This is a genomic window from Streptomyces sp. NPDC001668 (genome assembly GCF_042893155.1).
Taxonomy (GTDB): domain Bacteria; phylum Actinomycetota; class Actinomycetes; order Streptomycetales; family Streptomycetaceae; genus Streptomyces.
This window is the reverse complement of the sequence record NZ_JBIAUQ010000003.1, coordinates 751,663-777,968: the sequence shown is the minus strand read 5'-3', so window position 1 is coordinate 777,968 and position 26,306 is coordinate 751,663. Positions and strand designations below refer to the sequence as shown.

The following is a 26,306-nucleotide window of genomic DNA, read 5'->3' as shown; positions in this document are numbered from 1 at the left end:
GGCTGTGCGGAGCCCGGTGTCCGTCATCGTCCTCCCGGGCGGACTACCCTCGGAGCCCATGAGCGACAGGCACATCAGTCAGCACTTCGAGACCCTCGCGATCCACGCGGGCAACACCGCGGACCCCCTCACCGGCGCGGTGGTCCCGCCGATCTACCAGGTGTCGACCTACAAGCAGGACGGCGTGGGCGGTCTGCGAGGCGGCTACGAGTACAGCCGCAGCGGCAACCCGACCCGCACCGCCCTGGAGGAGAACCTCGCCGCCCTCGAAGGCGGCCGCCGGGGCCTCGCGTTCGCGTCCGGACTGGCGGCCGAGGACTGCCTGCTGCGCACGCTGCTCAGCCCCGGCGACCACGTGGTCATCCCCAATGACGCGTACGGCGGCACGTTCCGCCTCTTCGCCAAGGTCGTCGCCCGCTGGGGCGTGGAGTGGTCGGTCGCCGACACCAGCGACCCGGCCGCCGTACGGGCCGCCATCACCCCGAAGACCAAGGCCGTGTGGGTGGAGACCCCCTCCAACCCGCTGCTCGGCATCACCGACATCGCCGCCGTCGCCCAGGTCTCCCGGGACGCGGGCGCCAGGCTCGTCGTCGACAACACCTTCGCCACGCCCTACCTCCAGCAGCCGCTGTCGCTCGGCGCCGACGTCGTCGTGCACTCCCTGACCAAGTACATGGGCGGCCACTCCGACGTCGTGGGCGGCGCCCTGGTCACCGCCGACGAGGCGCTCGGCGAGGAGCTGGCGTACCACCAGAACGCGATGGGCGCGGTCGCCGGGCCCTTCGACTCCTGGCTGGTGCTGCGCGGCGCCAAGACGCTGTCGGTGCGCATGGACCGGCACAGCGAGAACGCCACGAAGATCGCCGACATGCTGACCCGGCACGCGCGCGTGACGCAGGTCCTCTACCCGGGCCTGGAGGAGCACCCCGGCCACGAGGTCGCGGCCAAGCAGATGCGGTCCTTCGGCGGCATGGTGTCCTTCCGCGTGGAGGGCGGCGAGGAAGCGGCCGTCGAGGTCTGCAACCGCGCCAGGATCTTCACCCTGGGCGAGTCCCTGGGCGGTGTCGAGTCGCTGATCGAGCACCCCGGCCGGATGACGCACGCCTCCGTGGCGGGCTCCGCCCTTGAGGTCCCCGCCGACCTCGTACGCCTGTCCGTGGGCATCGAGAACGTCGACGACCTGCTGGAGGACCTCCAGCAGGCGCTGGCCAAGTAGGCGGCAGCCTCACCAGCCCGTCATCGGTGGAGTCGTCGTGGACGGCGGCTCCACCCACGGGCGCGCGGTCAGCGCCCACACCACGAACGCCACACTCGCGGCGAACAGCACCAGCCACATGAGCCGGCGCGCCGCCACTCTGCGCCGCAGCATGCGCGACCCGCGCCGCACGGCCTCCCCGTACAGGTCCGCCGGTACCTGCGGCGTCCCCTGCTCCATGAGCCGGCGCACGACGGTCTCGCGCTGGGTCCGGTTCACGCGCACCTCCCGGAGCAGGTCGGCCCTCTCATGACGCCGCCACCTTCGCCCCCACGACCGCCGGTGCGGGCCCGCGCGGCGGGTGCAGCAGGCCGGCCGTCGCCCGGTCGCAGATCGTGCGGACGCGCTCCGCGGGCAGGCCGAGCAGGGCCGCCGCCTGTTCCTCGGCCACGCCCTCGTACAGGCGCAGCACCAGGATCAGCCGCTCCTGCGGGGCCAGCCGGGCCAGCGGGCCGGAAGGGTGCGTACGGCCGCGGAGCAGCAGGCCGTGGCGGCGCCACGCCCCGTGCGCGAAGCGCAGCGCGAGGTACTGGCGGGTTCGGTCGTAGGGGTCCTCGCCGCGCAGCCGGTCCCAGCACGCGTACGTGTGGGCGAGCGCCAGCGTCAGCAGGCGCCGCGCGCGCGGGTTGTCGTCCGGGGACTCCGCCGTCAGGAGCGTCGCGGCATGCAGCAGCCGTCCGGCGGCGCCCGCGACGAACGCCTCGAATTCCCGGGCCCGACGTGTGCCCTGGGACAGCTGCCGTTGCCGCACCGCACCTCCCCGTCCGCGGATGGCCGTACGACGGCTTCGTACGACCACGAGGACCCGGTCTCGAAGGGCCGGGGCCCCGAAGGACCCGATCTCATATGAGGCCCGGCGCGGCCGTCCGGTCAAGGGGTGAGGCAGCACCCACGCGCGTGCCTAGGAGGGCTGCGCCTCCGGACCCGGAACGCCCTGGGCGGCCATCCGGGAGGAGAGCGCGGTGTTGAAGCGCGTCAGGAGCGTGCAGAACGCCTCGCGCTCCTCCGGCGCCCAGTCGTGTGTCAGCTCGGCCATCAACTGACGCCGCGAGGAGCGCACTTCCTCCAGCCGGGACTGCCCGCGCGGAGACAGCTGGAGGACCACCGCGCGCCCGTCCTCGGGGTGCGAGGTGCGCTTGACCAGGCCCGTGTCGACGAGCGGCGCCACCTGCCGGGTGACCGTCGACGAGTCGATACCCATGCTCGCCGCGAGCGCCTTGACGCCCATCGGGCCTTCCTTGTCGAGCCGGTTGAGCAGCAGGTACGCGGCGCGGTCCATGGAGTTGCGCACCTGCCCCACCCCGCCGAGCCGGGTCTGTTCGGCACGACGGGCGAAGACCGCCACCTCGTGCTGCAGGGTGTCGAGGAGACCGGTGTCACCGACGGTCGTCATGTCCATCGACATTTCAGGTGTTGTGGGCATGGCCGGGGGCTCACTTCATGAAGGGCTGCAAGGTTGGGGGACAGGGTACGCGGCCCGGGGTCACGCCGTACCGGCGCTGCGCAAACCCGTCTCGGACGTTGGTCACAGCGCGAGCACGCACGTGTGAACTGCGAGACTTGCGTCATGAACTACCGCAAGGCCCACCCCGTGCCGCCGGTGACGCTCGACGACGTGCGCGGCGCGCAGAAGATGCTGTCGGGCGTGGCGCGGACGACCGCGATGGAGGGCAGCCGCCACCTGACCCAGCTGGTCGGCGCGCCGGTGCACTTCAAGTGCGAGAACCTCCAGCGGACGGGTTCCTTCAAGCTCCGCGGCGCCTACGTCCGCATCGCCGGGCTGATGCCCGAGGAGCGGGCCGCGGGTGTGGTGGCCGCGAGCGCCGGAAACCACGCGCAGGGTGTCGCGCTGGCCTCCACCCTGCTCGGTGTGCGCTCCACGGTCTTCATGCCCAAGGGCGCCCCGCTGCCGAAGATCAGCGCCACCCGGCACTACGGCGCCGAGGTGCGCCTGCACGGTCAGGTGGTCGACGAGACGCTGGCCGCGGCGCAGGAGTACGCGGCCGAGACGGGCGCGGTGTTCATCCACCCCTTCGACCATCCGGACGTCATTGCGGGCCAGGGCACGGTCGGCCTGGAGATCCTGGAGCAGTGCCCGGAGGTGCGCACGGTCGTCCTCGGGATCGGCGGTGGCGGACTCGCGGCCGGTGTCGCGATCGCCGTGAAGTCGCTGCGGCCGGACGTGCGGATCGTGGGCGTGCAGGCGGCGGGCGCGGCCGCGTACCCGCCCTCGCTGGCGGCGGGGCGCCCGGTGTCGATCGAGAACCCGGCGACGATGGCCGACGGGATGAAGGTGGGGCGGCCCGGGGACGTGCCGTTCGGGATCGTGGGCGAGCTCGTGGACGAGGTCCGTACGGTGACGGAGGACGAGCTGTCCGCCGCGCTGCTGCTGTGCCTGGAGCGGGCCAAGCTGGTCGTCGAGCCGGCCGGGGCGAGCCCGGTCGCCGCGCTGCTGAGCGACCCGGGTGCCTTCGAGGGGCCGGTCGTGGCCGTGCTGTCCGGCGGCAATGTGGACCCGGTCCTGCTGCAGCGGGTCCTGCGCCACGGCATGTCCGCGCAGGGCCGCTACCTGGCCGTACGGCTCCGGCTGACGGACCGGCCCGGGGCCCTCGCGACGCTCCTCGGGGTGTTGTCAGTGGTCGACGCTAATGTCCTGGACGTGAGCCACGTCCGGACCGATCCACGGCTCGGGCTCGCGGAGGCGGAGGTCGAGCTGCACCTGGAGACGAAGGGGCCCGAGCACTGCGCCGAGGTCGGCCGCGCCCTGCGCGAGGCGGGCTACACGGTCATCGACTGAGGTCAGGACCCCTCCGGAACCCTTCAGGACACCGGCGTCACTCTTTCGGGCAAGTCCATTGAGAGACGCGATACATCGCGTTATGGTGTGTCTCGTGACCCCGCTCACGCCGCCCGCGGAAGAGAAAAGGAACGGGCGGAGGAAACCGCACAAACCTAGGCTTTCCCAAGAATCCCCGACGACGTGGAGACTGATATGCCAGGCGCCATCTATGCCGAAGGCCTGGTCAAGACCTTCGGAGACGTAAAGGCTCTGGACGGCGTCGACCTCGATGTCCCGGAAGGCACCGTCCTCGGCCTCCTGGGACCGAACGGCGCGGGCAAGACGACAACCGTCCGCTGCCTGACGACCCTGCTCAAGCCGGACCGCGGCTCCGCCGTCGTCGCCGGCATCGACGTCCTCAAGCACCCCGACGCCGTACGGCGCTCCATCGGCCTCTCCGGCCAGTTCGCCGCGGTCGACGAATACCTCACCGGCCGCGAGAACCTCCAGATGGTCGGCCAGCTCTACCAGATGAAGGCCAAGCAGGCGAAGGCCCGCGCGATCGAGCTGCTGGAGCAGTTCGACCTCGCCGACGCGGCCGACCGCCCCACCAAGACCTACTCCGGGGGCATGCGCCGCCGTCTGGACCTCGCGGCCGCCCTCGTGGTCTCCCCGCCCGTGATGTTCATGGACGAGCCCACGACCGGCCTCGACCCCCGCAACCGCCAACTGCTGTGGGAGGTCATCAAACAACTCGTCTCCGGGGGCACGACCCTCCTGCTGACCACCCAGTACCTGGAGGAGGCCGACCACCTCGCCCACGACATCGCCGTCGTCGACCACGGCCATGTCATCGCCACGGGCACCTCCGACCAGCTCAAGGCCCGCACCGGCGGCGAGCGCGTCGAGGTCGTCGTGCACGAACGCGAGCACATCCAGGCCGCATCCGAGATCCTGCGCGGCTTCGGCAAGGGCGACACCACGGTCGAGGACCACATGCGCAAACTCACCGTGCCCGTCACCGGCGGCGCCAAGCTGCTCGCCGAGGTCATCCGCGAACTCGACACCCGCGGCATCGAGATAGACGACATCGGACTGCGCCGCCCCACCCTCGACGACGTCTTCCTGTCCCTGACGGGACACGTGGCCGAGGCCAAGGACCAGGAGACCGACAAGAAGGAGACCGCCAAGTGAGCGCCCTCACCGACACCGCGCGGGTCGCGGCTCCCGGCAACCCCCTCAGCCAGTCCGTCCGGGACTCGCTGGTCGTCGCCAAGCGCAACCTGATCCGACTGCACGTGAGCGTTGGGAAGGAGCAGGCGAAGTGAGCATGATGAGCGATTCCCTGGTCATGGCCCGGCGGAACTTGATTCGGATGTCCCGGATTCCTGAGATGGTTCTGTTCGGGCTGATCCAGCCAGTGATGTTCGTGGTGCTCTTCACCTACGTCTTCGGTGGCTCGATGAAGATCGGTGACACCACAGATCCGCAGGTCTACAAGAACTTTTTGATGGCGGGCATCTTCGCGCAGACGGTCACCTTCGCCACGGCGGGCGCGGGTGCCGGTATCGCAGACGACATGCACAAGGGCCTCATAGACCGTTTCCGCTCGTTGCCGATGGCGCGCGGTGCGGTGCTGACCGGTCGCACCGTCGCGGACCTCGTGCAGACAGCCCTGACGCTGCTCGTCCTCGCGGTCGTCGCGCTGCTCGTGGGCTGGCGCCCTGGCTCCGTGGAGCCGACCAACTTCGGCAAGATCTTGGGAGGCTTCGCCCTGCTGCTTTTTCTCGGTTATGCCTTCACATGGATCGGCGCCTTGATCGGCCTGGCTGTGCGCACCCCAGAGGCGGCAACCTCAGGGGGATTGATCTGGCTCTTCCCGGTGACGTTCATCTCGAACGCGTTCGTGGACTCCGGGCAGATGACGCCCTGGCTGCGACACATCGCAGAGTGGAATCCCTTCAGCGCGACCGTGCAGGCATGCCGCCAGCTCTTCGGCGACCCGGGCCTGTCCCACTCCGGCGCTTGGCCGATGCAGCACCCAGTGTGGGCATCGCTGATCTACTCGGCTCTGATCGTTGTCATCTTCCGCACGCTCGCTGTCCGCAAGTACCGCCGGGCAGACGGTTGATTGCTCCGGTTTCCCACAGGCCCCCGCCCCAAGGGTGGGGGCCGAGACCCGGTGGGCCGATGAGGTGGAGCCGCGTATCTTGCGCGCGGCTCCTGCGGAGTTGAGCGCTTGGGGCTGGCTGCTGCTAGGAAGGACGCCTGCGCCGGGATCGTGCGGACTACCTGCGCACGATCCGCCAGTCGATGGCGCAGTGGTCCGGATCGGTGGCCGTGGTGCTGGAGGCCGTGAGCCACGGACGGCCCCTCGTTCGGCCTGGTGCACGACGCCATCGAGGGCCGACCTTGGCGGCCGCGCCGGGATGCACCGGTCTGCGAGCACGGAAGGCCCTGAGTTGCGGCCGTACCCATGGCGAGGATGACCGCCTGGTGGGGCTGCCGCGGTGCCCGGCTGCTAGGACTACGTCGGCCACGTGCTGTGGCACGCGCACGCCGGGCGACTGTGGAACCTGTTCACCACCGCCGTACGGCGTCGCCTCGCCTCCGCCGGCGGCATACCGCGCTCCAAGCTCCGTGAGCACCTGGTCGTCCTGGGCGGGTGAGGAGCTGCTGATAGATGCCGTCACGTATGCGGCGGCGTCCACTTTCGCCACGGTCCCCGAGCAGTGGCGTGCCATCAGATTCGGCGGTCGCCGGATACATGGCCAATTGCGTCACCAAAGGAGCGGCCGAAACCGGCGCAGGAATCGACTACCGCATCACCACCCTGAGCGACATCCATGCATCCGTCTTCACACCCACGTACGGGCATTGATGGCTTCACCACGCCGCCACTCCACCACCTACGGCGCCCTGCGTGAGGAGCGAGCCGACCATCGCCGGGGCGACACCAAACCCGAGGACGGCCCGGACACGGTAACGGAATCGCACTGGCGCTACGCCGGATCCGGCTACACCCCCGTAGAGGCTGACATCGCTCTCGGTATTGCCGAAGACCTGGCAAGCCTGCGCGAGATCAGACGAGACATGATCACTGAGAGGTGGAGATATGCCGGGTAAGGAGCGCCCCAAGAAGAACGAAAGGGAACAGTTGAGTGGACCGAAGCGCAACGGGGCCGTCTGGCGGCCCTCTTGAGAGGGCCGATTCCCAACAACCCATCACTACAAGGCAGTTGAGTGATTCATGCTAGATCGTGAGGCAATCTCGCGAGTTACCCTGTGCAAAAACAACGCGACCCCGGCGGGAGATTAGGGCCTGCCGCTGGGGTCGCTGGCCAGTCGTGGAGGACTGACTATGGCGAAGCCTACCCTTGCGCAATCCGTTCAGAGGATCCTTCGGGTAGCCATCTACCTGCGGGTGTCGACGGCGCAGCAGCTCGAAGGTTACGGACTGAAGGTCCAGGAGGAGCAGTGCCGGGCCTGGCTGGCCTACGCCCTGCGCAACGTGCGTCACGTCATCGTTGACGTCTACGTGGACGGGGGCGTGTCAGGCAAGATTGCCAACCGCGAAGACCTCGACCGCCTCACCGCTGACGCTCTCGGTGGCCGTCTGGACTTGATCGTTTTCGGCAAGCTGGACCGCATCGGGCGCACCATGAAGAACATCCACCGTTGGGTCTACGACGTGACCGACAAGGGTGTGCGCGTGGCGACTGCTGACGGCCGAATCGACTCCGAAGATGACATGTTCGGCATTCAGCTCTCCCTGCTCGCATACCTGGCCGAGGTGGAGCATGCCTTGATCCTGGAGCGTACGTCGGGTGGGCGGATGCAGAAGGCTGCGGTTGGGGGCTGGCCCCTGGGTGAGCCGCCCTTCGGCTACATGCTCGACGCGGACGGGAACCCTGCGCTCAACCCCGCAGAGGTGGAGCAGATCGAGAGGTTCGCGGACTTCATGATCGACTCTTCCGAGCTTGTGACTCGTGAGGACGGCGCCCGCCACCTCAATGCCCTTGGCTACCGAACGCGCCGGGGCAGGGAGTGGGAGGGCGGAAACCTCGTAGGCCGCGTCATGGCTGCTCTCAAGGGCTGCGTTGAGTTCGTTTTCGCCGGGGAGAACGAGGACGGCGAGGAGATCACCACCACTTTCCGCATTGGCCTCCCCAAGGCACTGCCGGACAACCGAGCGGAGGCGCTGAGCGCCGCCCTCGCGCGCGGTGCCCGCGTCAAGGGCAAGCACGGGAAGTACCTGCTCTCGAACCGTCTCTTCAGCGTCTGTGGTGCGCACCGCACTGGCGCGATGGTCACTGAGGGCCGCTCGATCAACACGGCGGGCCGCTACTACCGATGCATGGCCAACCGCACGGACGGAGAGGTGCCTGAGTCTCACGCGGACTGCTGGGAGGTCCCCTGTGATGAGGTGGACGCGGCGGTCTGGGCTGAGGTCAAGAAGCTGATGTCCGACAAGGGCAAGCTGCGCAGGCTGGTCGAGGATTCCTTGGGCACGGTGCCCCAGCGTGCTGAGTCCTACCGCCGACGGCTGGCCGAGCTGGACGACCAGATCGAGAAGAAGCGCGGCAGCCGCAAGCGCAAGCTTGCCCTCCTCCTCGCCTCCATCGATGACCGAGACGACGATGACGACGCCAAGCTTGTCGAAGAGTTGAAGGCAGAGCTGAAGCAGCAGGAAGCCGACCTCGCTGCCGAGCGTGAGCGCGTCGCCGAGTGGCTGTGCGAGGTTGAGGGACAGGAGGGCCGTGCTCAGCACATGCTCACCAAGATCAAGAACATTGACGCCCCTCTGGATGACTTCACCTTCGAGCAGAAACAAGACGTGCTGGATCTGCTTGACGTGCGCGTGCAGATCACGGGCAAGGGTGAGCCTCGCCACAAGGGGCTGGCAGACCCGATCGCCGAATGGCACCGGGAGACCGGCGTGACGATCCCCTTCGAGATCACAGACGAGCAGTGGTCGGAGATCGGCGGCATCGTCTCGCCCAGCCGCCAGTGGAAGGACGTCCGGGGCGGGTTCGAGGCCATGCTCGACAAGATCCGAACCGGAAAGAACTGGAAGGATTACGACCGCTCCGAGCGCATCGGTGGACGTGGTTGGGCGGCCCTGTATCGACGTGCGCAGCACTGGTGGGGCAGCGGGGAGTACGAGCAGGCGCTAGAGGCCCTGGCGCCCTGTGAGGGCGTCGCGCCGCCGCCCGTTTACGTGCTTCCGCCTATGGAGGTGACGGGCGACGCGGACCCGAACTACAGCGTCGAGCGGGCAGGCCAGGGCAGCAGCGACCTGAAGTGCGAGCAGGCGAAGACCGCCGAACATGTTTCGGCACCACGGACTCCTCCGTCTACCGCGAGTTCCTGATGGCCGGCATCTTCGTGCAGACCTTCACCTTCGCCACCGCGGGCGCCGGTGCCGGGATCGCCGACGACATGCACAAGGGGCTCATCGATCGCTTCCGCTCACGGCCCATGGCCCGCGGAGCGGGCCTCACCGGCGTTCGAGATGAACGTCACCGGGAAGAGTCAGATCAGCCCTCCCGAGGTGGCCGCCTCGGGTGTGCGCCCGGACAGCCCGATCAGGGCGCCGACCCAGGTGAAGGCGTACCCGAGCAGGAGCAGCAGACCGCGTTCGTGGACTCCAGCCGCATGACCCCGTGGCTGCGGCACGTCGCCGACTGGAACCCGTTCAGCGCCACGGTCCAGGCCTGCCGCCGGCTGTTCGGCAACCCGGGAGTCTCCACCTCGGACGCCTGGCCCATGCAGCACCCGGTCTGGGCCTCGCTGATCTACTCGGTCCTGATCGTCGTCATATTCAGGACGCTCGCGGTGCGCAAGTACCGCTCGGCCACGGCATGACAGAGCCCCCGGCGCCGCCAGGGTGCCGGGGGCCCGTCAAGGGCAGACGGTAGGGCGGATCAGCCGTTGTAGGGCTCGGCCTTGAGGATGGTGACGGAGGCCTTCTTGCCGTTCGGCAGTTCGTACTCCGCCTCCTCGCCGACCTTGTGGCCGATCACGCCGGAGCCCAGCGGGGACTGCGGCGAGTAGGTCTCGACGTCCGCGCTCGCGTACTCCCGCGAGGCCAGCAGGAAGGTCATGGTGTCGTCCTCGTCGCCGTCGAAGGCGATCGTCACGACCATGCCGGGCGCCACCGCACCGTCCGCGGACGCGGGAGCCTCGCCGACCTTGGCCTTCTCCAGGAGCTGGGTCAGCTGGCGGATGCGGAGCTCCTGCTTGCCCTGCTCTTCCTTGGCCGCGTGGTACCCGCCGTTCTCGCGCAGGTCGCCCTCCTCGCGCGCTGCCGCGATCTTCGCGGTGACTTCCTCGCGCGCGGGACCAGACAGGTACGCCAGCTCTTCCTTGAGCTTGGTGTACGCCTCCTGGGTCAGCCAGGTGACGTCTTCGCTGGTCTGGGTCACAGGTGCTCCTCGTAGGTACTGGGAATACAAAGCATCGCCCTACCCAGAAGAATGTTCCTTCACGGATGGGCGAAACCACGAGCCTAACAATTCAGGAGCCGAAGGGGGAGGACATAAGCCATCAGAAATCCGTCGACGCAGGTCAGCGGTCAGGTATCGAGGGTGGCGTCAGTCGGCGTGACAGCCCAGCAGCTCCGCGGTGGTGCCCGGGGCGGTCGTACGGAGCGTGACCACCTTGTCGATGCGGGTGGCGGCCTGGTCGAAGCGGAAGTCGGCCCGGCCCACCTCGGAGCCGTCCGCCGCCTGGGAGCGGACCGTGCAGTAGCCGGAGGTGCCGGAGTCCTTGCGGACCTCCAGATGCACCCGCACCGCGGACTTCTGCGCGTCGAAGGTGATCACCTCGGCGCTGATCTTGTTCTGGCCGACGTAGTGGTAGGCGAAGTAACCGATCAGCGCGAGCAGCAGAGCCCCGAGAATCGCACCGGCGATCTTGAGCTTGCGGTCGGCACGCTCGTCCGAGGAACGGCCGTAACGGCCCTCGGGCAGCTGTGTGCTCGCCGTACTCATGATCGTCTCCCTGGGAAACCAAGGCAGTGGAATTAATCGCCCCCCGGTTCGGTCACTATAGAAGCCGCCGTTCGCACCCGAAGACACCGGGGGCGCCGACTTACGAGGATTGAGTCTTGACTGACCAGCTGCGACTGATGGCCGTGCACGCCCACCCCGACGACGAGTCGAGCAAGGGCGCGGCCACCATGGCGAAGTACGTGTCCGAGGGGGTGGACGTGCTGGTCGTGACCTGCACGGGCGGGGAGCGCGGCTCCATCCTCAATCCCAAGCTCCAGGGCGACAAGTACATCGAGGAGCACATCCACGAGGTACGCAAGAAGGAGATGGACGAGGCCCGCGAGATCCTCGGCGTCAAGCAGGAGTGGCTCGGCTTCGTCGACTCCGGCCTGCCCGAGGGCGACCCGCTGCCGCCGCTGCCCGAGGGCTGCTTCGCCCTGGAGGACGTCGACAAGGCGGCCGGCGAGCTGGTGAAGCAGATCCGCGCCTTCCGTCCCCAGGTGATCACCACCTACGACGAGAACGGCGGCTACCCGCACCCCGACCACATCATGACCCACAAGATCTCGATGGTGGCGTTCGAGGGCGCGGCGGACACCGAGAAGTTCCCCGAGTCGGAGTTCGGCCCGGCGTACCAGCCGCTCAAGCTCTACTACAACCAGGGCTTCAACCGCCCCCGCACGGAGGCCCTCCACAACGCCCTGCTGGACCGTGGCCTGGAGTCGCCGTACGCGGACTGGCTCAAGCGCTGGGACGACTCGCCGATGCGCGACCGCACCCTGACCACGCACATCCCGTGCGCGGAGTTCTACGAGATCCGTGACAAGGCCCTCATCGCGCACGCCACCCAGATCGACCCGGACGGCGGCTGGTTCAAGGTCCCGCTGGAGATCCAGAAGGAGGTCTGGCCGACGGAGGAGTACGAGCTCGCGAAGTCCCTCGTCGATACCTCCCTCCCCGAGGACGACCTCTTTGCGGGCATCCGCGACAATGCCTGACATGAGCGCAAGCGCAAGCCTGGCAATGACGCACCTCGTGACCTTCGCCAAGGACGTTGACGAGGACAAGGTCACCCCCGGCGTCCTCGGTTTCATCGTCTTCGCGGCGATGGCCCTGGCGGTGTGGGCCCTGATGAAGTCCATGAGCAGGCACATGAACAAGGTCGACTTCAAGGAGTCGGCGGATGCCGAGGAGGCCTCCGGCGGGAGCCCGTCGGGCAACGCCTCGTCGGGGAAGACCTCGTCGGCCAAGGGCTGAGCCGCACGGTCGATGACGGGAGGGGCGCCCTTCCCGTCATCGATGTCGCCCTGCCCGGCCGGGGGGCGGCAGCCGGTACGCCGTGTCCGCACGCGAAGACGCGAACCGCATACGCATACGGGACGCGCCTCGGCCGGGCGACCCCGCGCTCCCGCGCCGTTCACCCCCGCGCCGTTCACCCCCGAGCCGTTCACCCCCGCGCCGAAGCCACCCCCACCCCCATCACCTCACGGGCATGCCGGTTCGGGACCATCCCCAGGCGCCAGGCCTGCCAGCCGGTGTCGAGGTTCACCCCCCGCTCCAGCAGCAGCCCGTACGCGCCCACGTAGTCGTCCAGTTTCTCGTCGCGCGCCTCGTGCTCCCGGCGGGCCAGTTCCGCCAGTTCCTCCTGGGCCACCGCCGCGCCGATCTCGACGCCGCCCGGTGCCGCGTACGGCAGCAGCGTGCAGCGCAGGAAGCGGGCCCAGTCCTCGCCGCGCCGGTCGCCGTAGGAGGCGAACAGCGCCACCGCCTCGTCGCACAGGGCGAGGGCCTGAGGCGTACGGCCGTTGCCCGCGTCGACCACCGCCAGTTCCAGGCAGGTCCACGCCTCGCCGTGGGCGACGCCGATGCGCTGGAAGTCGGCGCGGGCGTCGACCAGGAGCTGCCGGGCGAAGCCCGAGTTCCGCAGCGAGCCGGTCTGGGCGGCACGCTGGTCGCGGGTGACGCGCGCCGAGTGGTGGCGGGCGCAGGCCAGGCCGTAGACATCGCGCATACGGGCGAACATCGTGCGGGAGCGTTCCAGCTCGCGGACCGCGAGGTCCAGGTTGCCGGTCTCCTCCAGGGCCTGGCCGAGGTAGTACACCGTCCACGCCTCACCGCGCGCGTCCTCGTTGTCGCGGTGGCGGGAGGCCGCCTGGCGCAGGCCGTCCACCGCCGCCGACGGGTCCCCGGCCACCAGACGGGCCCGCGCCAGCTGGGTCAGCGCCCATGCCTCGCCGCGGGCGTCGCGGGTACGGCCGTACAGGTCGAGGGCCGTTCCGAGTTCCGACTCCGCGCGCGGCACGTCGCCCATGCGCAGGGTCAGCTGGCCGAGCTGGAAGTGGGCCCAGGCCTCGCCGTGCACGGACTCGCCGGCGCGGTGCAGGACCAGCGAGCGGGTGAGGAGGTCCAGGGACTCCGCGATGCGCCCGCGATCGCGTTCGACGGCCGCCAGGGCGTGCATGGTCCAGGCCCGGTCGGTGGCCAGTTCGGGAGGGGACTGGAGGGCCAGGGCCTCCTGGAGTTTCGCGGCAGCCGCCGCCAGCTGGCCCTGGTGGTGGAGGGTGATGCCCAGGGAGCACAGGGCGCGGGCGGCACCCGCGTCGTGCTGGGCCTCCATATAGAGGTCGACCACCGAGGTCAGCGTGGCGCGGGCCTTGTCCAGCTCGCCCAGCTGGCGGGCGGCGATACCGGTGCGCCACTGCACCGAGCGCACCAGCAGTCCCTGGTCCACCGCCTGCGCCAGCTCGCTGATCTCGCCCAGGCGGTAGAGGTCGCCGCGCAGCAGGCAGTAGTCGCACAGCGCGCCCAGGAGGTTGAGGACCGCTCCCTGGTCGACGCCCTCCGCGTGCCGCAGCGCCGCCGTGATGAAGCTGGACTCGTCGTCCAGCCAGCGCAGCGCCTCGTCGAGGGAGGTGAAACCGTGCGGACTGAAGTGGTCCGAGCGGGTCGACGTGTTGCCGTCGATCAGGCGCAGCACGGAGTCGGCGAGGTCGGCGTAGTTGACGATGAGACGTTCCTGCGCGGCCGTGCGCTCGGCCGGTTCCTCCTCGTCCAGGAGTCTGGCCTGGGCGAAGGCGCGGACCACGTCGTGGACGCGGTAACGGCTGCCCCGTACGTGGTCGATCAGGCCCGCGCGGGCCAGCGCCACCAGGTGCCGGGTCGCCTCCGTCTCGTCGGTGGCCAGCAGGGCGGCGGCCGCGGCGGCGCCCAGCGAGGACCGGCCGGCCAGGGCGAGCCGGCGCAGGAGCCGGCGGGCCGGTTCCGACTGGTCGGTGTAGCGCAGCCACAGGACGCGCTCGACGGGGCCGACCGGGCCGTACGCGCCGAGATCCGTGGCCAGTTGGCGCGGGGAGCGGGGGCCGAGGGAGGAGCCCGCGATGCGCAGGGCCAGGGGCAGGCCGCCGCACAGCTCCCTGATCCGGTCGGCGGACTGGGCGTCGTAGGGGCCGGTGGCGGACTGTGCGGCCGCGTCCAGGAGCTCCTCGGCGCCCGCCGCGTCCAGGGACTCGACCGGGAGTTCGTGCACGTGGGCGGCGAGGTCGGACGGCAGGGCCAGGGGTTTGCGCGCGGTGACCAGGACCAGGCTGTCGGAACGCTCCGGGACGAGGGTGCGGACCTGCTCGGGGTCCGAGGCGTCGTCCAGCACGATCGTCACCGGCAGTCCGCTCAGATGCTGGTGGTACAGCTCGCTCAACCGCTTGACCTGCTGGTCCGGCGAGGAACGCTCACGGAACAGCAGCTGCTCGCGCGGCGCGCCGAGCCGGTTCAGCAGATGCAGCAGGGCGTCCCGGGTGGAGAGCGGGGACTCCTCCGGGTTGTCGCCGCGCAGGTCCACCACGCAGGCGCCGCGGAAGTGGTCCTTGAGGTCGTGCGCCGCGCGCACGGCGAGTGCGGTACGGCCGCTGCCGGGCGGCCCGTGCAGCACGACCACCGTGGGACGGGTCTCGGTCGTCGCCCGGGAGGCCTGCACCCACTGCCGGATGCGGCCCATCTCCGCCCGGCGGTCCGCGAACTCGGCTATGGGCTCCGGCAGTTGACCGAACGACTGCTCCAGCACGCTGCGCCCGCGGGCCGCCGCGCTCTTGTCCGTGCCGCGCAGTCGCGGGCCGGCCTTCTTCGGCCCGGTCGACGCGCTCAGTACCCGCTGCTGGTCGAGGAAGGGCCGGATGCCCCGTACCTCCAGGGCTGTCAGCCACTGCAGCCGCAGCTGCTCCGGGCCGCCGGGCTGACCGAGGGCGCCCGCCCGGTGGTGCGCGGCCGGCAGATGCGAGCCGGCCACCTTCACGACGGTCGCCGCCGCGCCCACGACCCCCACGACCACACCCGCGCCCAGCGCGGTGCCCGCGTCGGTGCCGAGCGCCAGGTCGGCGACGGCAGCGGCCAGCGCGGCGACTCCCGCCACCAGCAGGGGAGTTCCGGACGCCTCCTTCGCGTACCGCTGCCCGAACGTGAGCTGACCGGCCTGTGCCTCGTCCAGCGCGCGCGTGTACGCCTCGTACTCCTCGGCGGCCGTCAGCGCCATCGCGTCCAGCGAGCCACGGGCCCGCGCGAGCAGTACGGCCCCGTCGACCCGCCCGCCCGACCGCCGCACCTCCTCCTCCACGGCCCGCCCCAACAGCCGCTCGGCTTCCGCCCGATGACTGTCCCGCATGTCACTTCCCCCTCCGGCGGCAACGGCTTTCCCGGTCAAGTGTGCTGTGCACGGGGCACCGGGGCGAGAGGGCGGGGGTGTCGGGAAGCTCGCCGGCCCCCCGCGGGGCACGCCTGACGCCTGACCCGAGGGGTACTGCGGCAGGATGGACCCCATGCCGAACCGACTGGCCCACGAGACGTCCCCCTACCTCCTCCAGCACGCGGACAACCCGGTCGACTGGTGGCCCTGGTCGGCCGAGGCCTTCGAGGAGGCACGGAAGGCGAACAAACCCGTTCTGCTGAGCGTCGGGTATTCGAGCTGCCACTGGTGCCATGTGATGGCCCACGAGTCCTTCGAGGACCAGGCGACCGCCGACTTCCTCAACGAGCACTTCGTCAACATCAAGGTCGACCGCGAGGAACGCCCCGACGTCGACGCCGTCTACATGGAGGCCGTGCAGGCCGCCACCGGGCAGGGCGGCTGGCCCATGACGGTGTTCCTCACCCCCGAGGCGGAGCCCTTCTACTTCGGCACCTACTTCCCGCCCGCCCCACGCCAGGGCATGCCCTCCTTCCGGCAGGTCCTGGAGGGCGTCCGGGCCGCCTGGACCGACCGGCGGGACGAGGTCGCCGAGGTCGCCGGGAAGATCGTGCGGGACCTCGCCGGGCGGGAGATCTCCTACGGCGACTCGCAGGCCCCCGGCGAGGAGCAGCTCGCCGCGGCCCTGCTCGGGCTGACGCGGGAGTACGACGCGCAGCGCGGCGGGTTCGGCGGGGCGCCGAAGTTCCCGCCGTCCATGGTGGTGGAGTTCCTGCTGCGGCACCACGCCCGCACCGGTGCCGAGGGTGCTCTTCAGATGGCCCAGGACACCTGCGAGCGGATGGCCCGCGGGGGCATCCACGACCAGCTCGGCGGCGGTTTCGCCCGCTACTCCGTGGACCGCGACTGGATCGTGCCGCACTTCGAGAAGATGCTCTATGACAACGCGCTGCTGTGCCGCGTCTACGCCCACCTCTGGCGCGCCACCGGCTCCGACCTGGCCCGGCGGGTCGCTCTCGACACCGCCGACTTCATGGTGCGTGAACTGCGCACTGACGAGGGCGGGTTCGCGTCCGCGCTCGACGCCGACAGTGATGACGGGACCGGGAAGCACGTCGAGGGCGCGTACTACGTGTGGACGCCGGCGCAGTTGCGGGAGGTGCTCGGGGAGCAGGATGCCGAGCTCGCCGCCCAGTACTTCGGGGTGACCGAGGAGGGCACTTTCGAGGAAGGGCAGTCCGTGCTGCAACTTCCGCAGCAGGACACCGTGTTCGACGCGGAGCGGGTCGAGTCGATCAGGCGGCGGCTCCTTGAGGCACGTGCGCTGCGGCCCGCCCCCGGCCGGGACGACAAGGTCGTCGCCGCGTGGAACGGGCTCGCGATCGCCGCGCTGGCCGAGACCGGGGCCTACTTCGACCGTCCCGACCTGGTCGAGGCCGCTCTCGGGGCCGCCGATCTTCTCGTACGGGTGCATCTGGACGAGCAGGCCCGGCTGTCCCGTACCAGCAAGGACGGTCAGGTCGGGGCGAACGCCGGTGTGCTGGAGGACTACGCCGATGTCGCCGAGGGCTTCCTCGCGCTCACGTCCGTGACCGGGGAGGGGGTCTGGCTCGACTTCGCCGGGTTCCTGCTCGACCATGTGCTGACCCGGTTCACCGGGCCCGAGGGGGCGCTGTTCGACACCGCCGCCGACGCGGAGCAGTTGATCCGGCGGCCGCAGGATCCCACCGACAACGCGGTGCCCTCCGGGTGGACCGCCGCGGCCGGGGCGCTGCTCTCCTACGCCGCTCAGACGGGCGCCGAGCCGCATCGGGCCGCCGCGGAGAAGGCGCTGGGGGTGGTCAAGGCGCTGGGGCCCCGGGTGCCTCGGTTCGTCGGGTGGGGGCTCGCGGTCGCGGAGGCGCGGCTGGACGGTCCGAGGGAGGTCGCGGTGGTCGGTCCTTCGCTGACCGATGAGGCGACAAGGGCCCTGCACCGTACGGCACTTCTGGGGACAGCCCCCGGTGCGGTGGTCGCGGTGGGGACTCCGGACAGCGAGGAACTCCCGCTGCTCGCCGACCGGATCCTCGTCGACGGCGCACCCACCGCGTACGTCTGCCGGCACTTCACCTGTGACGCGCCTACGACGGACGCGGAGGCGTTGCGGGTGGCGCTGGGCGGTTAGCGTCCCGGCGGTCGGCTTCCGCCAGGGCGTTCGCCACGATGGCCTCCAGTTGTTCGTGGTGGGCGCCCTTCCAGTAGGCGCGGCCGCACTCCTCGCACTGCGCGAAGACGTCGTACGACCGCTCCGTCCCGCCCTCCAGCCGGTCCGCGACCTGCTCCTTGGTGGCCTCGCGCAGGAGGCCGTTGCAGGCCGTGCAGCGGGTCCAGGGGCTGAGGGCGGGGCGGAAGCGGTCGAGGACGTCGCGGAGCTGGTCCTCGGGGCGGGTGCTGTAGACGAAGGCGCCCGCCCAGAGCTCCCTGCGGTGCAGCAGGCCCCGGTCGCGGCTGAGCAGGACCCGTTTCTCGGTGGCCGAGCGGGTGGCGAGTGCGGGGTCGCCGATGTCCGTGGACTCGTACGCGGTGTCCACGCCGAGCAGGCGCAGACGGCGGGCGAGGGTGCCGAGGTGGACGTCGAGGAGGAAGCGGAGCGGGGCGCCGGGGACCTGTTGGGGGCGGGTGACCGGGAGGACGGCCACGGTGTCGCCCGCGGCGGGGACGTACGACCTCGGGACCTCGCGGCCGTCGACGCGCAGTACTCCTACCTCGGTGAGCGGGACGCCGAGGGATTCCACGACGTGGCCGAGGGAGGAGGTGCCGTCGGTGGTGAGGGGGGTGGTGCCGCCGCGGCGGCCGGGGGCGATGAACAGGGCCAGCTCGGGGGCGAATTCGACGTGGATCTCGGGTGTGCTCACCGGGTCAGGATGGCATCCGGACGGGCGGTGGGCTCAGCGCTTTTTCGGGGGCAGCCCGTGTTCCAGGACCTTCAGGGCGCGGTCGGTGAGGCTGTGCAGGTCCTCGTGCATGCCGTTCTCCGCCCAGTACTGGTAGACCTCGGTGAGACCGCCGATCAGGGACATCGTCTGGACCCGTACCTCCAGGTCGTCCGCGTCCCGGCCGGTGCGTTCCGCGATCGCCTCGGCGAGCAGCCGGCCGGTGACGGACATGCTCTCCATCACGCGGGCGCGCACGGCGGGCACCTGGATCATCAGGTGGGCGCGCACCCGGGTGACCTCGTGGTCCACGTCGGAGACGTCGAGGGCGCGGTGCAGGATGTGCCGCACGGACTCCATCCACGGTTCGTCCGCGGGCCGGGCGCGCAGCTCGTCCCGCATGACGTTGTCGTACTCGTCGGTGAGGACGATGTCCTCCTTCGAGGGGAAGTAGCGGAAGACCGTGGACGGCGACACCTCGGCGCGCTCGGCGATCTGCTCGACCGTGGTGGCCTCGTAGCCCTGTTCCTCGATCAGCGCGTACGTCGCGTCGCGGATCGCCGTCCGGGTCTTGATCTTCTTCCGCTCGCGAAGTCCCAGCTGGGGGACGTCAGCGGGGGGAGAGGAGTGTACGGGCGTCATGGGTGCCATTCTCAGGCAAGGGCCTCCTCGGCAGCCACGTCCGGGTCCGTGGAGGCCTCGGCCGGACGGGGTGTGCCCGGCAGGAACGCGGCCGCCGGGCAACGCGGCGACTAGGGCCGCGATTCCGCACACCTGGCGACCATGTGCGCGGCGACCACGGACTCGCCGGCGGTGTCGGCGGCCCCGGCGGGCAGCCCGGTGACGTCGAGGCGGTCCCGGAAGGTGCCGACGAGCAGGCTGCCGAGGAGGGATCCCGATGGCGCCGCCGACCTGGCGCATGGTCATCAGGAGCCCGGACCCGCTGCCGGCGCGGTCGCGGGGCAAGGGAGCATCAGGGCCGCGAAGACGACGACGTAGGCGTCCGCCATCCTCCCCCCGTGCTAAACGCCTGGGCGGCCGTGGTCGGCAGCGCCACGTTGAGGATCGTCAGGTCGAAGCCGAGCGTCAGCGTGCCCGCGACGAGGGCGGACTCTCAAAAGCTAGGGACTGTCGATCGATGGGAGCATGCAAAGAGGGCCACAGCTCGGAAGCCGTGGCCCTCGAAGGGGTGGAGCCGGTCTACGCGTGCTGGTACGCCACCAGCGAGATGCCGATGTAGTGGACGACGAAGGCCGCCACGGTGAGGGAGTGGAACACCTCGTGGAAGCCGAACCAGCGCGGTGACGGGTTCGGCCGCTTGATGCCGTAGATCACTCCGCCCGCGCTGTAGAGCAGGCCGCCGATGACGACCAGGACCAGGACCGCGACGCCGCCCGCGCGCATGAAGTCGGGCAGGAAGAAGACGGCGGCCCAGCCCATCGCGATGTAGCAGGGGGTGTAGAGCCAGCGCGGGGCGCCGACCCAGAAGACCCGGAAGAGGATGCCGGCGACCGCGGCGCCCCAGATGCCCCACAGCAGCCACCGTCCCTTGCTGCCCGGCAGGAGCAGCATGGTCAGCGGCGTGTAGGTGCCCGCGATGATCAGGAAGATGTTGGCGTGATCCAGTCGCCGCAGGACGCCGTCCATGCGGGGGCTCCAGGTCCCCCGGTGGTACAGCGCGCTGACGCCGAACAGCAGGCAGGCGGTCAGGGCGAAGATCCCGCAGGCGATCCGGCCTCTGGTGGAGTCCGCGAGGGCGGTGAGCACCAGCCCGGCGACCAGGGCGGCCGGGAACATGCCGAGGTGCAGCCAGCCGCGCAGCTTCGGCTTGATGGGTTCGGCCAGGTCATGGGCGTGCTGCTTGATCTGGTGCGCCAGGGAGGGCGCATCGGCGTCGTGGGCGGGCGGCGTCATGCCCGGCATCGTACCTACGGGACCGTAAGTTACGCGTGAGTAGAGCGCGCGGAACGGCCGAGAGTGGCCATCATCTCACGGGAGTTGACCAGTAAAGAAACGGTCGGCTGAACGCTAAGTGCACGCAAATAAACGCGCTGTGCACCGGGAAAGCGTGGCGATCCTCACTCCGCTCACCTGTGATGCCCTCTGGACAGATGGGCGCTTCCCTCGGATGATCAGATGAGTGCGGTCGGCACCGGATGAGCGCCAAGGTCACCACCAAAGGGCGCGAGAAGCATCCGGGTCGCAGCCCCCACGGGGCCTCCAAACAAAAAATCCCTCATCTAGGAGCAATCGTGGCGCGCGACATCGCGGCTCCCCCCGTCATCCCCACCCAGCACAAGGAACTGATCTCGTGGGTGAACGAGATCGCCGAACTGACCCAGCCGGACAGCGTGGTCTGGTGTGACGGATCCGAAGCGGAGTACGAGCGCCTGTGCGAGGAGCTCGTCGCGAAGGGCACCTTCAAGAAGCTCGACCCGATCAAACGCCCCAACTCCTACTACGCGGCCTCCGACCCGACCGACGTCGCGCGCGTCGAGGACCGCACCTTCATCTGCTCGGAGAAGGAGGAGGACGCGGGGCCGACCAACCACTGGAAGGCTCCCGGCGAGATGCGGGAGATCTTCGCCGGGGAGAAGGGCGTCTTCCGCGGCTCGATGAAGGGCCGGACGATGTACGTCGTCCCCTTCTGCATGGGCCCGCTCGGCTCGGACCTCTCCGCGATCGGCGTCGAGATCACCGACTCCGCCTACGTCGCGGTCTCCATGCGCACGATGACCCGCATGGGACAGCCCGTCCTCGACGAGCTCGGCGACGACGGCTTCTTCGTGAAGGCCGTGCACACCCTCGGGGCGCCGCTGGAGGAGGGCCAGGAGGACGTTCCCTGGCCGTGCAACTCCACCAAGTACATCTCGCACTTCCCGGAAGCCCGCGAGATCTGGTCCTACGGCTCGGGCTACGGCGGCAACGCCCTGCTCGGCAAGAAGTGCTACGCCCTGCGCATCGCGTCGGTCATGGCCCGCGACGAGGGCTGGCTCGCCGAGCACATGCTCATCCTCAAGCTCACCCCGCCGCAGGGCGAGTCCAAGTACGTCGCCGCCGCGTTCCCGTCCGCCTGCGGCAAGACCAACCTCGCCATGCTGGAGCCCACGATCTCCGGCTGGACCGTCGAGACCATCGGCGACGACATCGCCTGGATGCGGTTCGGCGAGGACGGCCGCCTCTACGCCATCAACCCCGAGGCCGGCTTCTTCGGCGTCGCGCCCGGCACCGGTGAGCACACCAACGCCAACGCGATGAAGACGCTGTGGGGCAACTCCGTCTTCACCAACGTGGCGTTGACCGACGACAACGACATCTGGTGGGAGGGCATGACGGAGGAGACTCCGGCCCACCTCACCGACTGGAAGGGCAACGACTGGACGCCGGAGTCCGGGACGCCCGCCGCCCACCCCAACGCCCGCTTCACCACCCCGGCCGCGCAGTGCCCGATCATCGCGCCCGAGTGGGAGGACCCCAAGGGCGTGCCGATCTCGGCGATCCTCTTCGGCGGACGCCGTGCCAGCGCCGTACCCCTGGTGACCGAGTCCTTCGACTGGAACCACGGCGTCTTCCTCGGCGCCAACGTGGCCTCCGAGAAGACCGCCGCCGCCGAGGGCAAGGTCGGCGAGCTGCGCCGCGACCCCTTCGCCATGCTGCCGTTCTGCGGCTACAACATGGGCGACTACATGGGGCACTGGGTCGACGTGGCCAAGGACAAGGACCAGGCGAAGCTGCCGAAGATCTACTACGTCAACTGGTTCCGCAAGAACGACGAGGGCACGTTCGTGTGGCCCGGGTTCGGCGAGAACAGCCGGGTCCTGAAGTGGATCGTGGAGCGGCTCGAGGGCAAGGCGGAGGGCGTCGAGACGCCGATCGGCGTCCTGCCGACGCCCGCGGCGCTCGACACCGACGGCCTCGAACTGGCCGAGTCGGACCTGGAGTTCCTGCTCACGGTCGACAAGGAGGTGTGGCGGGAGGAGGCGTCCCTGATCCCCGAGCACCTCAACACCTTCGGTGACCACACGCCGAAGGAACTGTGGGACGAGTACCGGGCACTGGTGCAGCGCCTGGGCTGATCCCCCGAGAACCCCCGCGGCCGGCCCCGATGGGAGCCCTGACCCGTGATCGTCACGGGCCGGCCGCGGGCGGCGGCACCCGTCACGAACGGCCCCGCACAACGGCGTGCGGGGCGGTGCTGCCCACCTGCCCCGCCGGCGGATTCCCGGCTCGGGCGCACATGCGTGACAGGCACGCTGACAGGCGATGGCCGGCGCCGGCGCCCCGGACGCTGCTTCAGCAGTGGCGGCAGTGCCCTCACCGATGGCCGGGCAACGTCACCGCCCCGGCCCTCCGTCACACGTTCACCCCGCCGTGCCCGCCCCGGCCCTCCAGGTAGCGGGTGTGGGTCTCCTGGCGGCGGGCCTCCGTGTCCCGCAGGCCGGCTGCCAGGTGCTCGGCGTCCTGCTTCATGAGGGTCAGCTGCTGTTCCAGATGGAGTTCGGGGGACTCCGTGCCCGGGGTCATCCGTGTCCACCACCGGGTCCGTACGAAGCTGTCGACGGCCTCGGGCAGGTCACGCCGTACGATCCGGGACAGCGAGTGCACACCCTCCGGGTCGTGCGCCAGCAGCTCCTTGCTCCAGCCCTGGTCGAGCAACGCGCCCAGCAGCTCGCTGAGTTCGCGCAGCCGGGCGGCCGCCGTGACCGACAGTTCGATGTCCGCCAGATACACCCGCAACTTCTCGAAATCGCCCCGCAGCTCGTCGAGTTGGGCCGAGGGGTCCGGGAAGTCGGGCGGCGCGGGGCGTTCCGGCGGGGCGATCAGCGCGCCCGCGCCGTACAGCCCGGCCACCACCACCGGCCAGTACGGTCCCGCCACCCCCGTGAAGGTCAGCACCACACCGACCAGCCCGCACGCGCTGCCCGCGATGTTCTTGCGGGACTCCAGGTACCTACTGATAGCCACGGATCTCCTCGAAGGCGCCGTCCAGGGAGCCCTGCCGGGCGTCGAAGAGGCGGCCGCCGGTCAGGTCGGCGATGTGGGCGAGTTCGGAACGGTCCGAGTCGCCGAAGAGGACGGGGAAGACCGGGATGTCCCGGGCCTCCTGGCCGAGCCGGGCGTAGAAGGCGTCGAAGTCCTTCGCCTTCGCCCCGGCCGTGTTCTCACCGTCGGTCATCAGCACGATCGAGGTGAACGTGTCGCGTCCGGCGCCGAGATGGTCGTACGCCTTCTCCAGCGAGGTGTAGATCGCGGTGTCGCCGTCGGCGGCGAGCGCCGAGGTGTCCTCGCGGATCGCGGCCAGCCCGGCCCGCGGGTCCGAGGGCTCGACCACATGCGTCCGTACGCTCTTCACCCGCGAACCGAACGGCATCAGCGTGACCTCCTCGCGTTCGCGGAAGTCGCCGGTGAGGTCGGTGAGGGCCGTCTTGAGGCGGTCCAGGCGGTCGCCCTCCATCGAGCCCGAGGTGTCCAGGACGTACACGGTCCGCGACGGGCGGCGCAGCTCGTTCTCGTAGGAGTCGAGCAGGCCGTCGGCGACGGAACGGGTGCCCGGGAAGGGGAGTTCACGACGGCGGGTGGTGTCCAGGCCGCTCGACGGCGGGACCGAGGCGACGACCGGGCGGCGGTGGGTGCGCTCGGTGATCAGCCGCTGGATCCTCTCGGTGCGCAGGTCCTCCGTCACCCGGCGGACGTCCTCGCGGGTCCGCGCGCTCGTGGACCTGAGCGAGGTGACCGGGTAGTCGGCGGTGATCACGCCGTCGCGGGGGCGGATCACGGTCAGGCCCGGGATGCCCTTGAGGACGGACTCGTAGTTGAGCAGGGCGTCGATGTCGCCGCGCCGGTCGTAGGCGCCGGCCAGCCAGCCCGAGGAACCCGAGGTCAGCTTCTGGCCCTTGAAGAACTCCTTCAGGCGAGGGGTGGCCTTGGTGACATCCGCGTCCGTCAGCGCCGACTGGGCGCCGGAGAGGGCGGAGGCCACCGAGACCAGCGTGGAGAAGCCGGAGTTGGAGCGCGCCGGGTCGGTCATGCCGTACGTCAGCCTGCCGTCCTGGACGGCCTGTTCGACCTGCGCCCAGGTGACGTCCGCGGGCTTCCAGCCGAGTGCCTCGACCTTCGCGGCCTTCACCCCGATCGCGACCGGGCTCGACATGACCGGTGTCTCGGAGACGACCTTCCTCGCCGCGTCGGGGCGCAGCCGGAGGTAGTCGTTCGAGGACAGCCACAGGGCGTCGTACTGCCCGTCGGTCGTCCCCTTGGCCAGCATGTCCACGGCGTCCAGGGTGCCGATGGGGTTCAGCTTGACCTTGATGCCGGTGTCCTTCTCGACCTGGTCGAGGACCGGGGTCATGTCGCTCAGCTCACTGGAGGACAGGACGCGGAGCGTGCCCGGCTCGGCGGGCCCGGGAACGCCGAACGTCGAGACGTCGATCTCCGGGCTCTTCTGCGTTGTACAGGCGGTGAGCAGGCCGAGGGCCGCGAGGCAGAGGGCGAGTGCGTGTCGTCTCATCCCAGGCCCCCTTCCAGGGCGCCCTGGGAACGGCTGCGCTCCAAGTACCCGCCGGCCTGCTGGAGTTCGGTGGTCAGGGACTCCACGGTCGCCGCCATCGCCTCGGTCGCCTGGACCTTGTACGTGTCGATCGCGTCCAGCGTGCGGTAGATCTGCTGGAAGGCGTTGCGCAGGGTCTCGGCGCCGACCGCCGGGTCGGCGGCGATGCGCTGGATCTCCCCGCTCTGCGTAGAGAGCATCTCGGCGTTGCCCCGGATCAGCTCCTCGGTGGTCCCGCGCAGGGCGTTGACCTGCTCGACGACCTTCTTCTGGTTGTCGAGCGCGGAGGCCAGCATCACGGAGATGCGCAGGGCCGACACGGTGGTCGTGGCCGCCCGGTCGACGCCCTTGATCAGCTCCTCGTTGTTGCGGCGTACGACGTCCATCGCGAGGTAGCCCTGCGCGCACACGGCGAGCTGGGTGAGCAGATCCTGGTGCTTCTGCCGGACCGGGAAGAGCACGTCGGCGCGGAGCGAGTCGGCCGCCTCGGGGTCTGCCACGGCGCCGATGTGCTGCTCGACGGCCGTGTCCAGGGCCTCCGTCAGCACGACGTACTCCTGGAGCTTGCCCATGGTCTCCCACAGCCGGACCCGCTCGGTCTGCAACGCCGCGTTGTCGCGCCGGAGTTCGTCCTGTCCGCCCCGCAGCGAGCCGACGATCCTGTTCAACGTGCCCTGCGCGGAGGCGTACTTGGCGACATGGTCGCGCAGCTTGTTGCCGCCGGGGAGCCGGGACAGGAACTTGCGGCCCTTGGAGGCGGGCAGGTCCCGGGGGTCCAAGTCCTCGACCACGCGCCGCAGTTCGACGAGCGAGCCCGCCACCTGGGACTGGGCGTCCCCGCCCTTGTCCGGCAGGCTGCGCACGGTCCGCTCCAGCATCCGGTTGGACTGCGCGGCGGCGCTGCGCAGCTCGCCCGCCCCGAGCCCGGTGATCTCACCGACCTTGCCGGCGAACTCGGGCGAGCGGGCGTCGAGCGCCGCGAGCCCCTCGACGTACGCGGAGGCCTTGCGGGCCATGTCCGTACGCACCGAGTCGTCGACCGGGACGAGGCCGCCGGCCTTCTCGCGCGGCACGGCTGCCACCGGCTCGGGCGGGGTGAGCAGGAAGGTGTCGTCGTTGTTCATGGATGTCATGGCTGGTGCCCCC

The 26,306-nt window shown here is 70.1% G+C and carries 23 protein-coding genes and 2 pseudogenes; 12 read left to right on the top strand and 13 right to left on the bottom strand.

All coding sequences use genetic code 11. From position 1 onward, the window contains the following. Positions 1 to 58 precede the first annotated feature (58 nt). Positions 59 to 1,216 (top strand): cystathionine gamma-synthase, encoded by a 1,158-nt coding sequence (locus ACFYZ8_RS13255; protein WP_359030064.1) that lies wholly within the window; start codon positions 59 to 61, stop codon positions 1,214 to 1,216. A gap of 9 nt (positions 1,217 to 1,225) precedes the next feature. Here the strand turns inward: ACFYZ8_RS13255 and ACFYZ8_RS13250 are convergent, their stop codons facing one another. The 3 genes from ACFYZ8_RS13250 to ACFYZ8_RS13240 all read right to left on the bottom strand — a co-directional run bounded on the left by ACFYZ8_RS13250 (position 1,226) and on the right by ACFYZ8_RS13240 (position 2,660). Then, positions 1,226 to 1,474 carry a hypothetical protein gene (locus ACFYZ8_RS13250; RefSeq protein WP_359030065.1) on the bottom strand — a complete coding sequence of 83 codons (249 nt, stop codon included), beginning with the start codon at positions 1,472 to 1,474 and terminating at the stop codon, positions 1,226 to 1,228. Between the two features lie 28 nt (positions 1,475 to 1,502). Then, positions 1,503 to 2,006 carry a sigma factor-like helix-turn-helix DNA-binding protein gene (locus ACFYZ8_RS13245; protein ID WP_388534999.1) on the bottom strand — a complete coding sequence of 168 codons (504 nt, stop codon included), beginning with the start codon at positions 2,004 to 2,006 and terminating at the stop codon, positions 1,503 to 1,505. 150 nt (positions 2,007 to 2,156) lie between these two features. Beyond that, positions 2,157 to 2,660 (bottom strand): MarR family transcriptional regulator, encoded by a 504-nt coding sequence (locus tag ACFYZ8_RS13240; protein ID WP_359030320.1) that lies wholly within the window; start codon positions 2,658 to 2,660, stop codon positions 2,157 to 2,159. A 162-nt stretch (positions 2,661 to 2,822) separates the two neighbouring features. Here ACFYZ8_RS13240 and ilvA point away from each other — a divergent pair, with 162 nt between their 5' ends. The 7 genes and pseudogenes from ilvA to ACFYZ8_RS13205 all read left to right on the top strand — a co-directional run bounded on the left by ilvA (position 2,823) and on the right by ACFYZ8_RS13205 (position 9,902). After that, positions 2,823 to 4,052, top strand: coding sequence for a threonine ammonia-lyase (gene ilvA, locus ACFYZ8_RS13235; RefSeq protein ID WP_359030067.1), 1,230 nt, complete (start codon positions 2,823 to 2,825; stop codon positions 4,050 to 4,052). A 195-nt stretch (positions 4,053 to 4,247) separates the two neighbouring features. Beyond that, positions 4,248 to 5,228, top strand: coding sequence for an ATP-binding cassette domain-containing protein (locus ACFYZ8_RS13230; protein ID WP_388534995.1), 981 nt, complete (start codon positions 4,248 to 4,250; stop codon positions 5,226 to 5,228). Next, positions 5,225 to 5,362, top strand: coding sequence for a hypothetical protein (locus ACFYZ8_RS13225; protein WP_359030069.1), 138 nt, complete (start codon positions 5,225 to 5,227; stop codon positions 5,360 to 5,362). The genes ACFYZ8_RS13230 and ACFYZ8_RS13225 overlap by 4 nt, the downstream gene beginning before the upstream one ends. 2 nt (positions 5,363 to 5,364) lie before the next feature. Next, a complete protein-coding gene (locus tag ACFYZ8_RS13220; protein ID WP_388535091.1) occupies positions 5,365 to 6,165 on the top strand; it encodes an ABC transporter permease in 801 nt (266 codons plus the stop codon). 406 nt (positions 6,166 to 6,571) lie between these two features. Next, positions 6,572 to 6,703 (top strand): annotated as a pseudogene (locus ACFYZ8_RS13215) (replication initiator); the annotation flags it as partial. Positions 6,704 to 7,395: 692 nt separating this feature from the next. Continuing rightward, complete coding sequence (locus ACFYZ8_RS13210) at positions 7,396 to 9,408, top strand: recombinase family protein (protein WP_388534991.1); 2,013 nt, start codon at positions 7,396 to 7,398, stop codon at positions 9,406 to 9,408. Beyond that, entirely contained in the window at positions 9,339 to 9,902 is a 564-nt protein-coding gene (locus ACFYZ8_RS13205; protein WP_388534988.1) for a hypothetical protein, read from the top strand. Before ACFYZ8_RS13210 ends, ACFYZ8_RS13205 begins: the two co-directional genes overlap by 70 nt. A 59-nt stretch (positions 9,903 to 9,961) precedes the next feature. Here ACFYZ8_RS13205 and greA read toward each other — a convergent pair whose 3' ends face one another. Next, on the bottom strand, positions 9,962 to 10,462 hold the full coding sequence (greA, locus tag ACFYZ8_RS13200) for a transcription elongation factor GreA (protein ID WP_125192933.1): 501 nt from the start codon (positions 10,460 to 10,462) through the stop codon (positions 9,962 to 9,964). 168 nt (positions 10,463 to 10,630) lie between these two features. Continuing rightward, positions 10,631 to 11,029, bottom strand: coding sequence for a DUF4307 domain-containing protein (locus tag ACFYZ8_RS13195; protein ID WP_359030070.1), 399 nt, complete (start codon positions 11,027 to 11,029; stop codon positions 10,631 to 10,633). 137 nt (positions 11,030 to 11,166) lie between these two features. Here ACFYZ8_RS13195 and mca point away from each other — a divergent pair, with 137 nt between their 5' ends. After that, on the top strand, positions 11,167 to 12,027 hold the full coding sequence (mca, locus tag ACFYZ8_RS13190) for a mycothiol conjugate amidase Mca (RefSeq protein ID WP_359030322.1): 861 nt from the start codon (positions 11,167 to 11,169) through the stop codon (positions 12,025 to 12,027). Beyond that, on the top strand, positions 12,020 to 12,286 hold the full coding sequence (locus ACFYZ8_RS13185; protein WP_359030071.1) for a hypothetical protein: 267 nt from the start codon (positions 12,020 to 12,022) through the stop codon (positions 12,284 to 12,286). Before mca ends, ACFYZ8_RS13185 begins: the two co-directional genes overlap by 8 nt. Before the next feature lie 190 nt (positions 12,287 to 12,476). Here ACFYZ8_RS13185 and ACFYZ8_RS13180 read toward each other — a convergent pair whose 3' ends face one another. Then, positions 12,477 to 15,680, bottom strand: coding sequence for a tetratricopeptide repeat protein (locus ACFYZ8_RS13180; protein WP_388534986.1), 3,204 nt, complete (start codon positions 15,678 to 15,680; stop codon positions 12,477 to 12,479). 154 nt (positions 15,681 to 15,834) lie between these two features. Between ACFYZ8_RS13180 and ACFYZ8_RS13175 the strand changes: the two genes are divergently transcribed. Then, the gene (locus ACFYZ8_RS13175; protein WP_388534984.1) at positions 15,835 to 17,865 is read left to right on the top strand and encodes a thioredoxin domain-containing protein; all 2,031 of its coding nucleotides are present in this window, start codon (positions 15,835 to 15,837) and stop codon (positions 17,863 to 17,865) included. On the opposite strand, the gene ACFYZ8_RS13170 is transcribed toward ACFYZ8_RS13175, so the two are convergent. The 4 genes and pseudogenes from ACFYZ8_RS13170 to ACFYZ8_RS13155 form a co-directional block, all read right to left on the bottom strand. Next, positions 17,822 to 18,595, bottom strand: a complete 774-nt coding sequence (locus tag ACFYZ8_RS13170) for a Mut7-C RNAse domain-containing protein (protein WP_388534982.1) — start codon at positions 18,593 to 18,595, stop codon at positions 17,822 to 17,824. The genes ACFYZ8_RS13175 and ACFYZ8_RS13170 overlap by 44 nt on opposite strands. Before the next feature lie 33 nt (positions 18,596 to 18,628). Continuing rightward, a complete protein-coding gene (locus tag ACFYZ8_RS13165) occupies positions 18,629 to 19,255 on the bottom strand; it encodes a TetR/AcrR family transcriptional regulator (RefSeq protein WP_388534979.1) in 627 nt (208 codons plus the stop codon). A gap of 11 nt (positions 19,256 to 19,266) precedes the next feature. Further along, positions 19,267 to 19,600, bottom strand: a pseudogene (locus ACFYZ8_RS13160) (MFS transporter); the annotation flags it as partial. Positions 19,601 to 19,813: 213 nt separating this feature from the next. Beyond that, the gene (locus ACFYZ8_RS13155) at positions 19,814 to 20,527 is read right to left on the bottom strand and encodes a hemolysin III family protein (RefSeq protein WP_388534976.1); all 714 of its coding nucleotides are present in this window, start codon (positions 20,525 to 20,527) and stop codon (positions 19,814 to 19,816) included. 338 nt (positions 20,528 to 20,865) lie between these two features. Between ACFYZ8_RS13155 and ACFYZ8_RS13150 the strand changes: the two genes are divergently transcribed. Beyond that, a complete protein-coding gene (locus tag ACFYZ8_RS13150) occupies positions 20,866 to 22,689 on the top strand; it encodes a phosphoenolpyruvate carboxykinase (GTP) (protein ID WP_359030077.1) in 1,824 nt (607 codons plus the stop codon). A gap of 277 nt (positions 22,690 to 22,966) precedes the next feature. Here ACFYZ8_RS13150 and ACFYZ8_RS13145 read toward each other — a convergent pair whose 3' ends face one another. Genes ACFYZ8_RS13145 through ACFYZ8_RS13135 form a run of 3 tightly spaced genes read right to left on the bottom strand, consistent with a single transcriptional unit; the run spans position 22,967 to position 26,293 of the window. Beyond that, the gene (locus tag ACFYZ8_RS13145) at positions 22,967 to 23,578 is read right to left on the bottom strand and encodes a hypothetical protein (protein WP_388534974.1); all 612 of its coding nucleotides are present in this window, start codon (positions 23,576 to 23,578) and stop codon (positions 22,967 to 22,969) included. Next, positions 23,565 to 25,121 (bottom strand): substrate-binding domain-containing protein, encoded by a 1,557-nt coding sequence (locus ACFYZ8_RS13140; protein ID WP_388534971.1) that lies wholly within the window; start codon positions 25,119 to 25,121, stop codon positions 23,565 to 23,567. The genes ACFYZ8_RS13145 and ACFYZ8_RS13140 overlap by 14 nt, the downstream gene beginning before the upstream one ends. Further along, on the bottom strand, positions 25,118 to 26,293 hold the full coding sequence (locus tag ACFYZ8_RS13135) for a toxic anion resistance protein (protein WP_388534969.1): 1,176 nt from the start codon (positions 26,291 to 26,293) through the stop codon (positions 25,118 to 25,120). The genes ACFYZ8_RS13140 and ACFYZ8_RS13135 overlap by 4 nt, the downstream gene beginning before the upstream one ends. Between the last annotated feature and the right edge of the window lie 13 nt (positions 26,294 to 26,306).

What these genes read in the sequence shown, in the direction of transcription:
- ACFYZ8_RS13195 (WP_359030070.1), bottom strand. Translation starts at nt 11,029, where the DNA reads ATGAGTACGGCGAGCACACAGCTGCCCGAGGGCCGTTACGGCCGTTCC.
- ACFYZ8_RS13135 (WP_388534969.1), bottom strand. Translation starts at nt 26,293, where the DNA reads ATGACATCCATGAACAACGACGACACCTTCCTGCTCACCCCGCCCGAG.
- ACFYZ8_RS13175 (WP_388534984.1), top strand. Translation starts at nt 15,835, where the DNA reads ATGCCGAACCGACTGGCCCACGAGACGTCCCCCTACCTCCTCCAGCAC.
- ACFYZ8_RS13210 (WP_388534991.1), top strand. Translation starts at nt 7,396, where the DNA reads ATGGCGAAGCCTACCCTTGCGCAATCCGTTCAGAGGATCCTTCGGGTA.
- ACFYZ8_RS13185 (WP_359030071.1), top strand. Translation starts at nt 12,020, where the DNA reads ATGCCTGACATGAGCGCAAGCGCAAGCCTGGCAATGACGCACCTCGTG.
- ACFYZ8_RS13240 (WP_359030320.1), bottom strand. Translation starts at nt 2,660, where the DNA reads ATGTCGATGGACATGACGACCGTCGGTGACACCGGTCTCCTCGACACC.
- ACFYZ8_RS13140 (WP_388534971.1), bottom strand. Translation starts at nt 25,121, where the DNA reads ATGAGACGACACGCACTCGCCCTCTGCCTCGCGGCCCTCGGCCTGCTC.
- ilvA (WP_359030067.1), top strand. Translation starts at nt 2,823, where the DNA reads ATGAACTACCGCAAGGCCCACCCCGTGCCGCCGGTGACGCTCGACGAC.
- ACFYZ8_RS13220 (WP_388535091.1), top strand. Translation starts at nt 5,365, where the DNA reads ATGATGAGCGATTCCCTGGTCATGGCCCGGCGGAACTTGATTCGGATG.
- mca (WP_359030322.1), top strand. Translation starts at nt 11,167, where the DNA reads ATGGCCGTGCACGCCCACCCCGACGACGAGTCGAGCAAGGGCGCGGCC.
- ACFYZ8_RS13155 (WP_388534976.1), bottom strand. Translation starts at nt 20,527, where the DNA reads ATGACGCCGCCCGCCCACGACGCCGATGCGCCCTCCCTGGCGCACCAG.
- ACFYZ8_RS13180 (WP_388534986.1), bottom strand. Translation starts at nt 15,680, where the DNA reads ATGCGGGACAGTCATCGGGCGGAAGCCGAGCGGCTGTTGGGGCGGGCC.
- ACFYZ8_RS13255 (WP_359030064.1), top strand. Translation starts at nt 59, where the DNA reads ATGAGCGACAGGCACATCAGTCAGCACTTCGAGACCCTCGCGATCCAC.
- ACFYZ8_RS13230 (WP_388534995.1), top strand. Translation starts at nt 4,248, where the DNA reads ATGCCAGGCGCCATCTATGCCGAAGGCCTGGTCAAGACCTTCGGAGAC.
- ACFYZ8_RS13165 (WP_388534979.1), bottom strand. Translation starts at nt 19,255, where the DNA reads ATGACGCCCGTACACTCCTCTCCCCCCGCTGACGTCCCCCAGCTGGGA.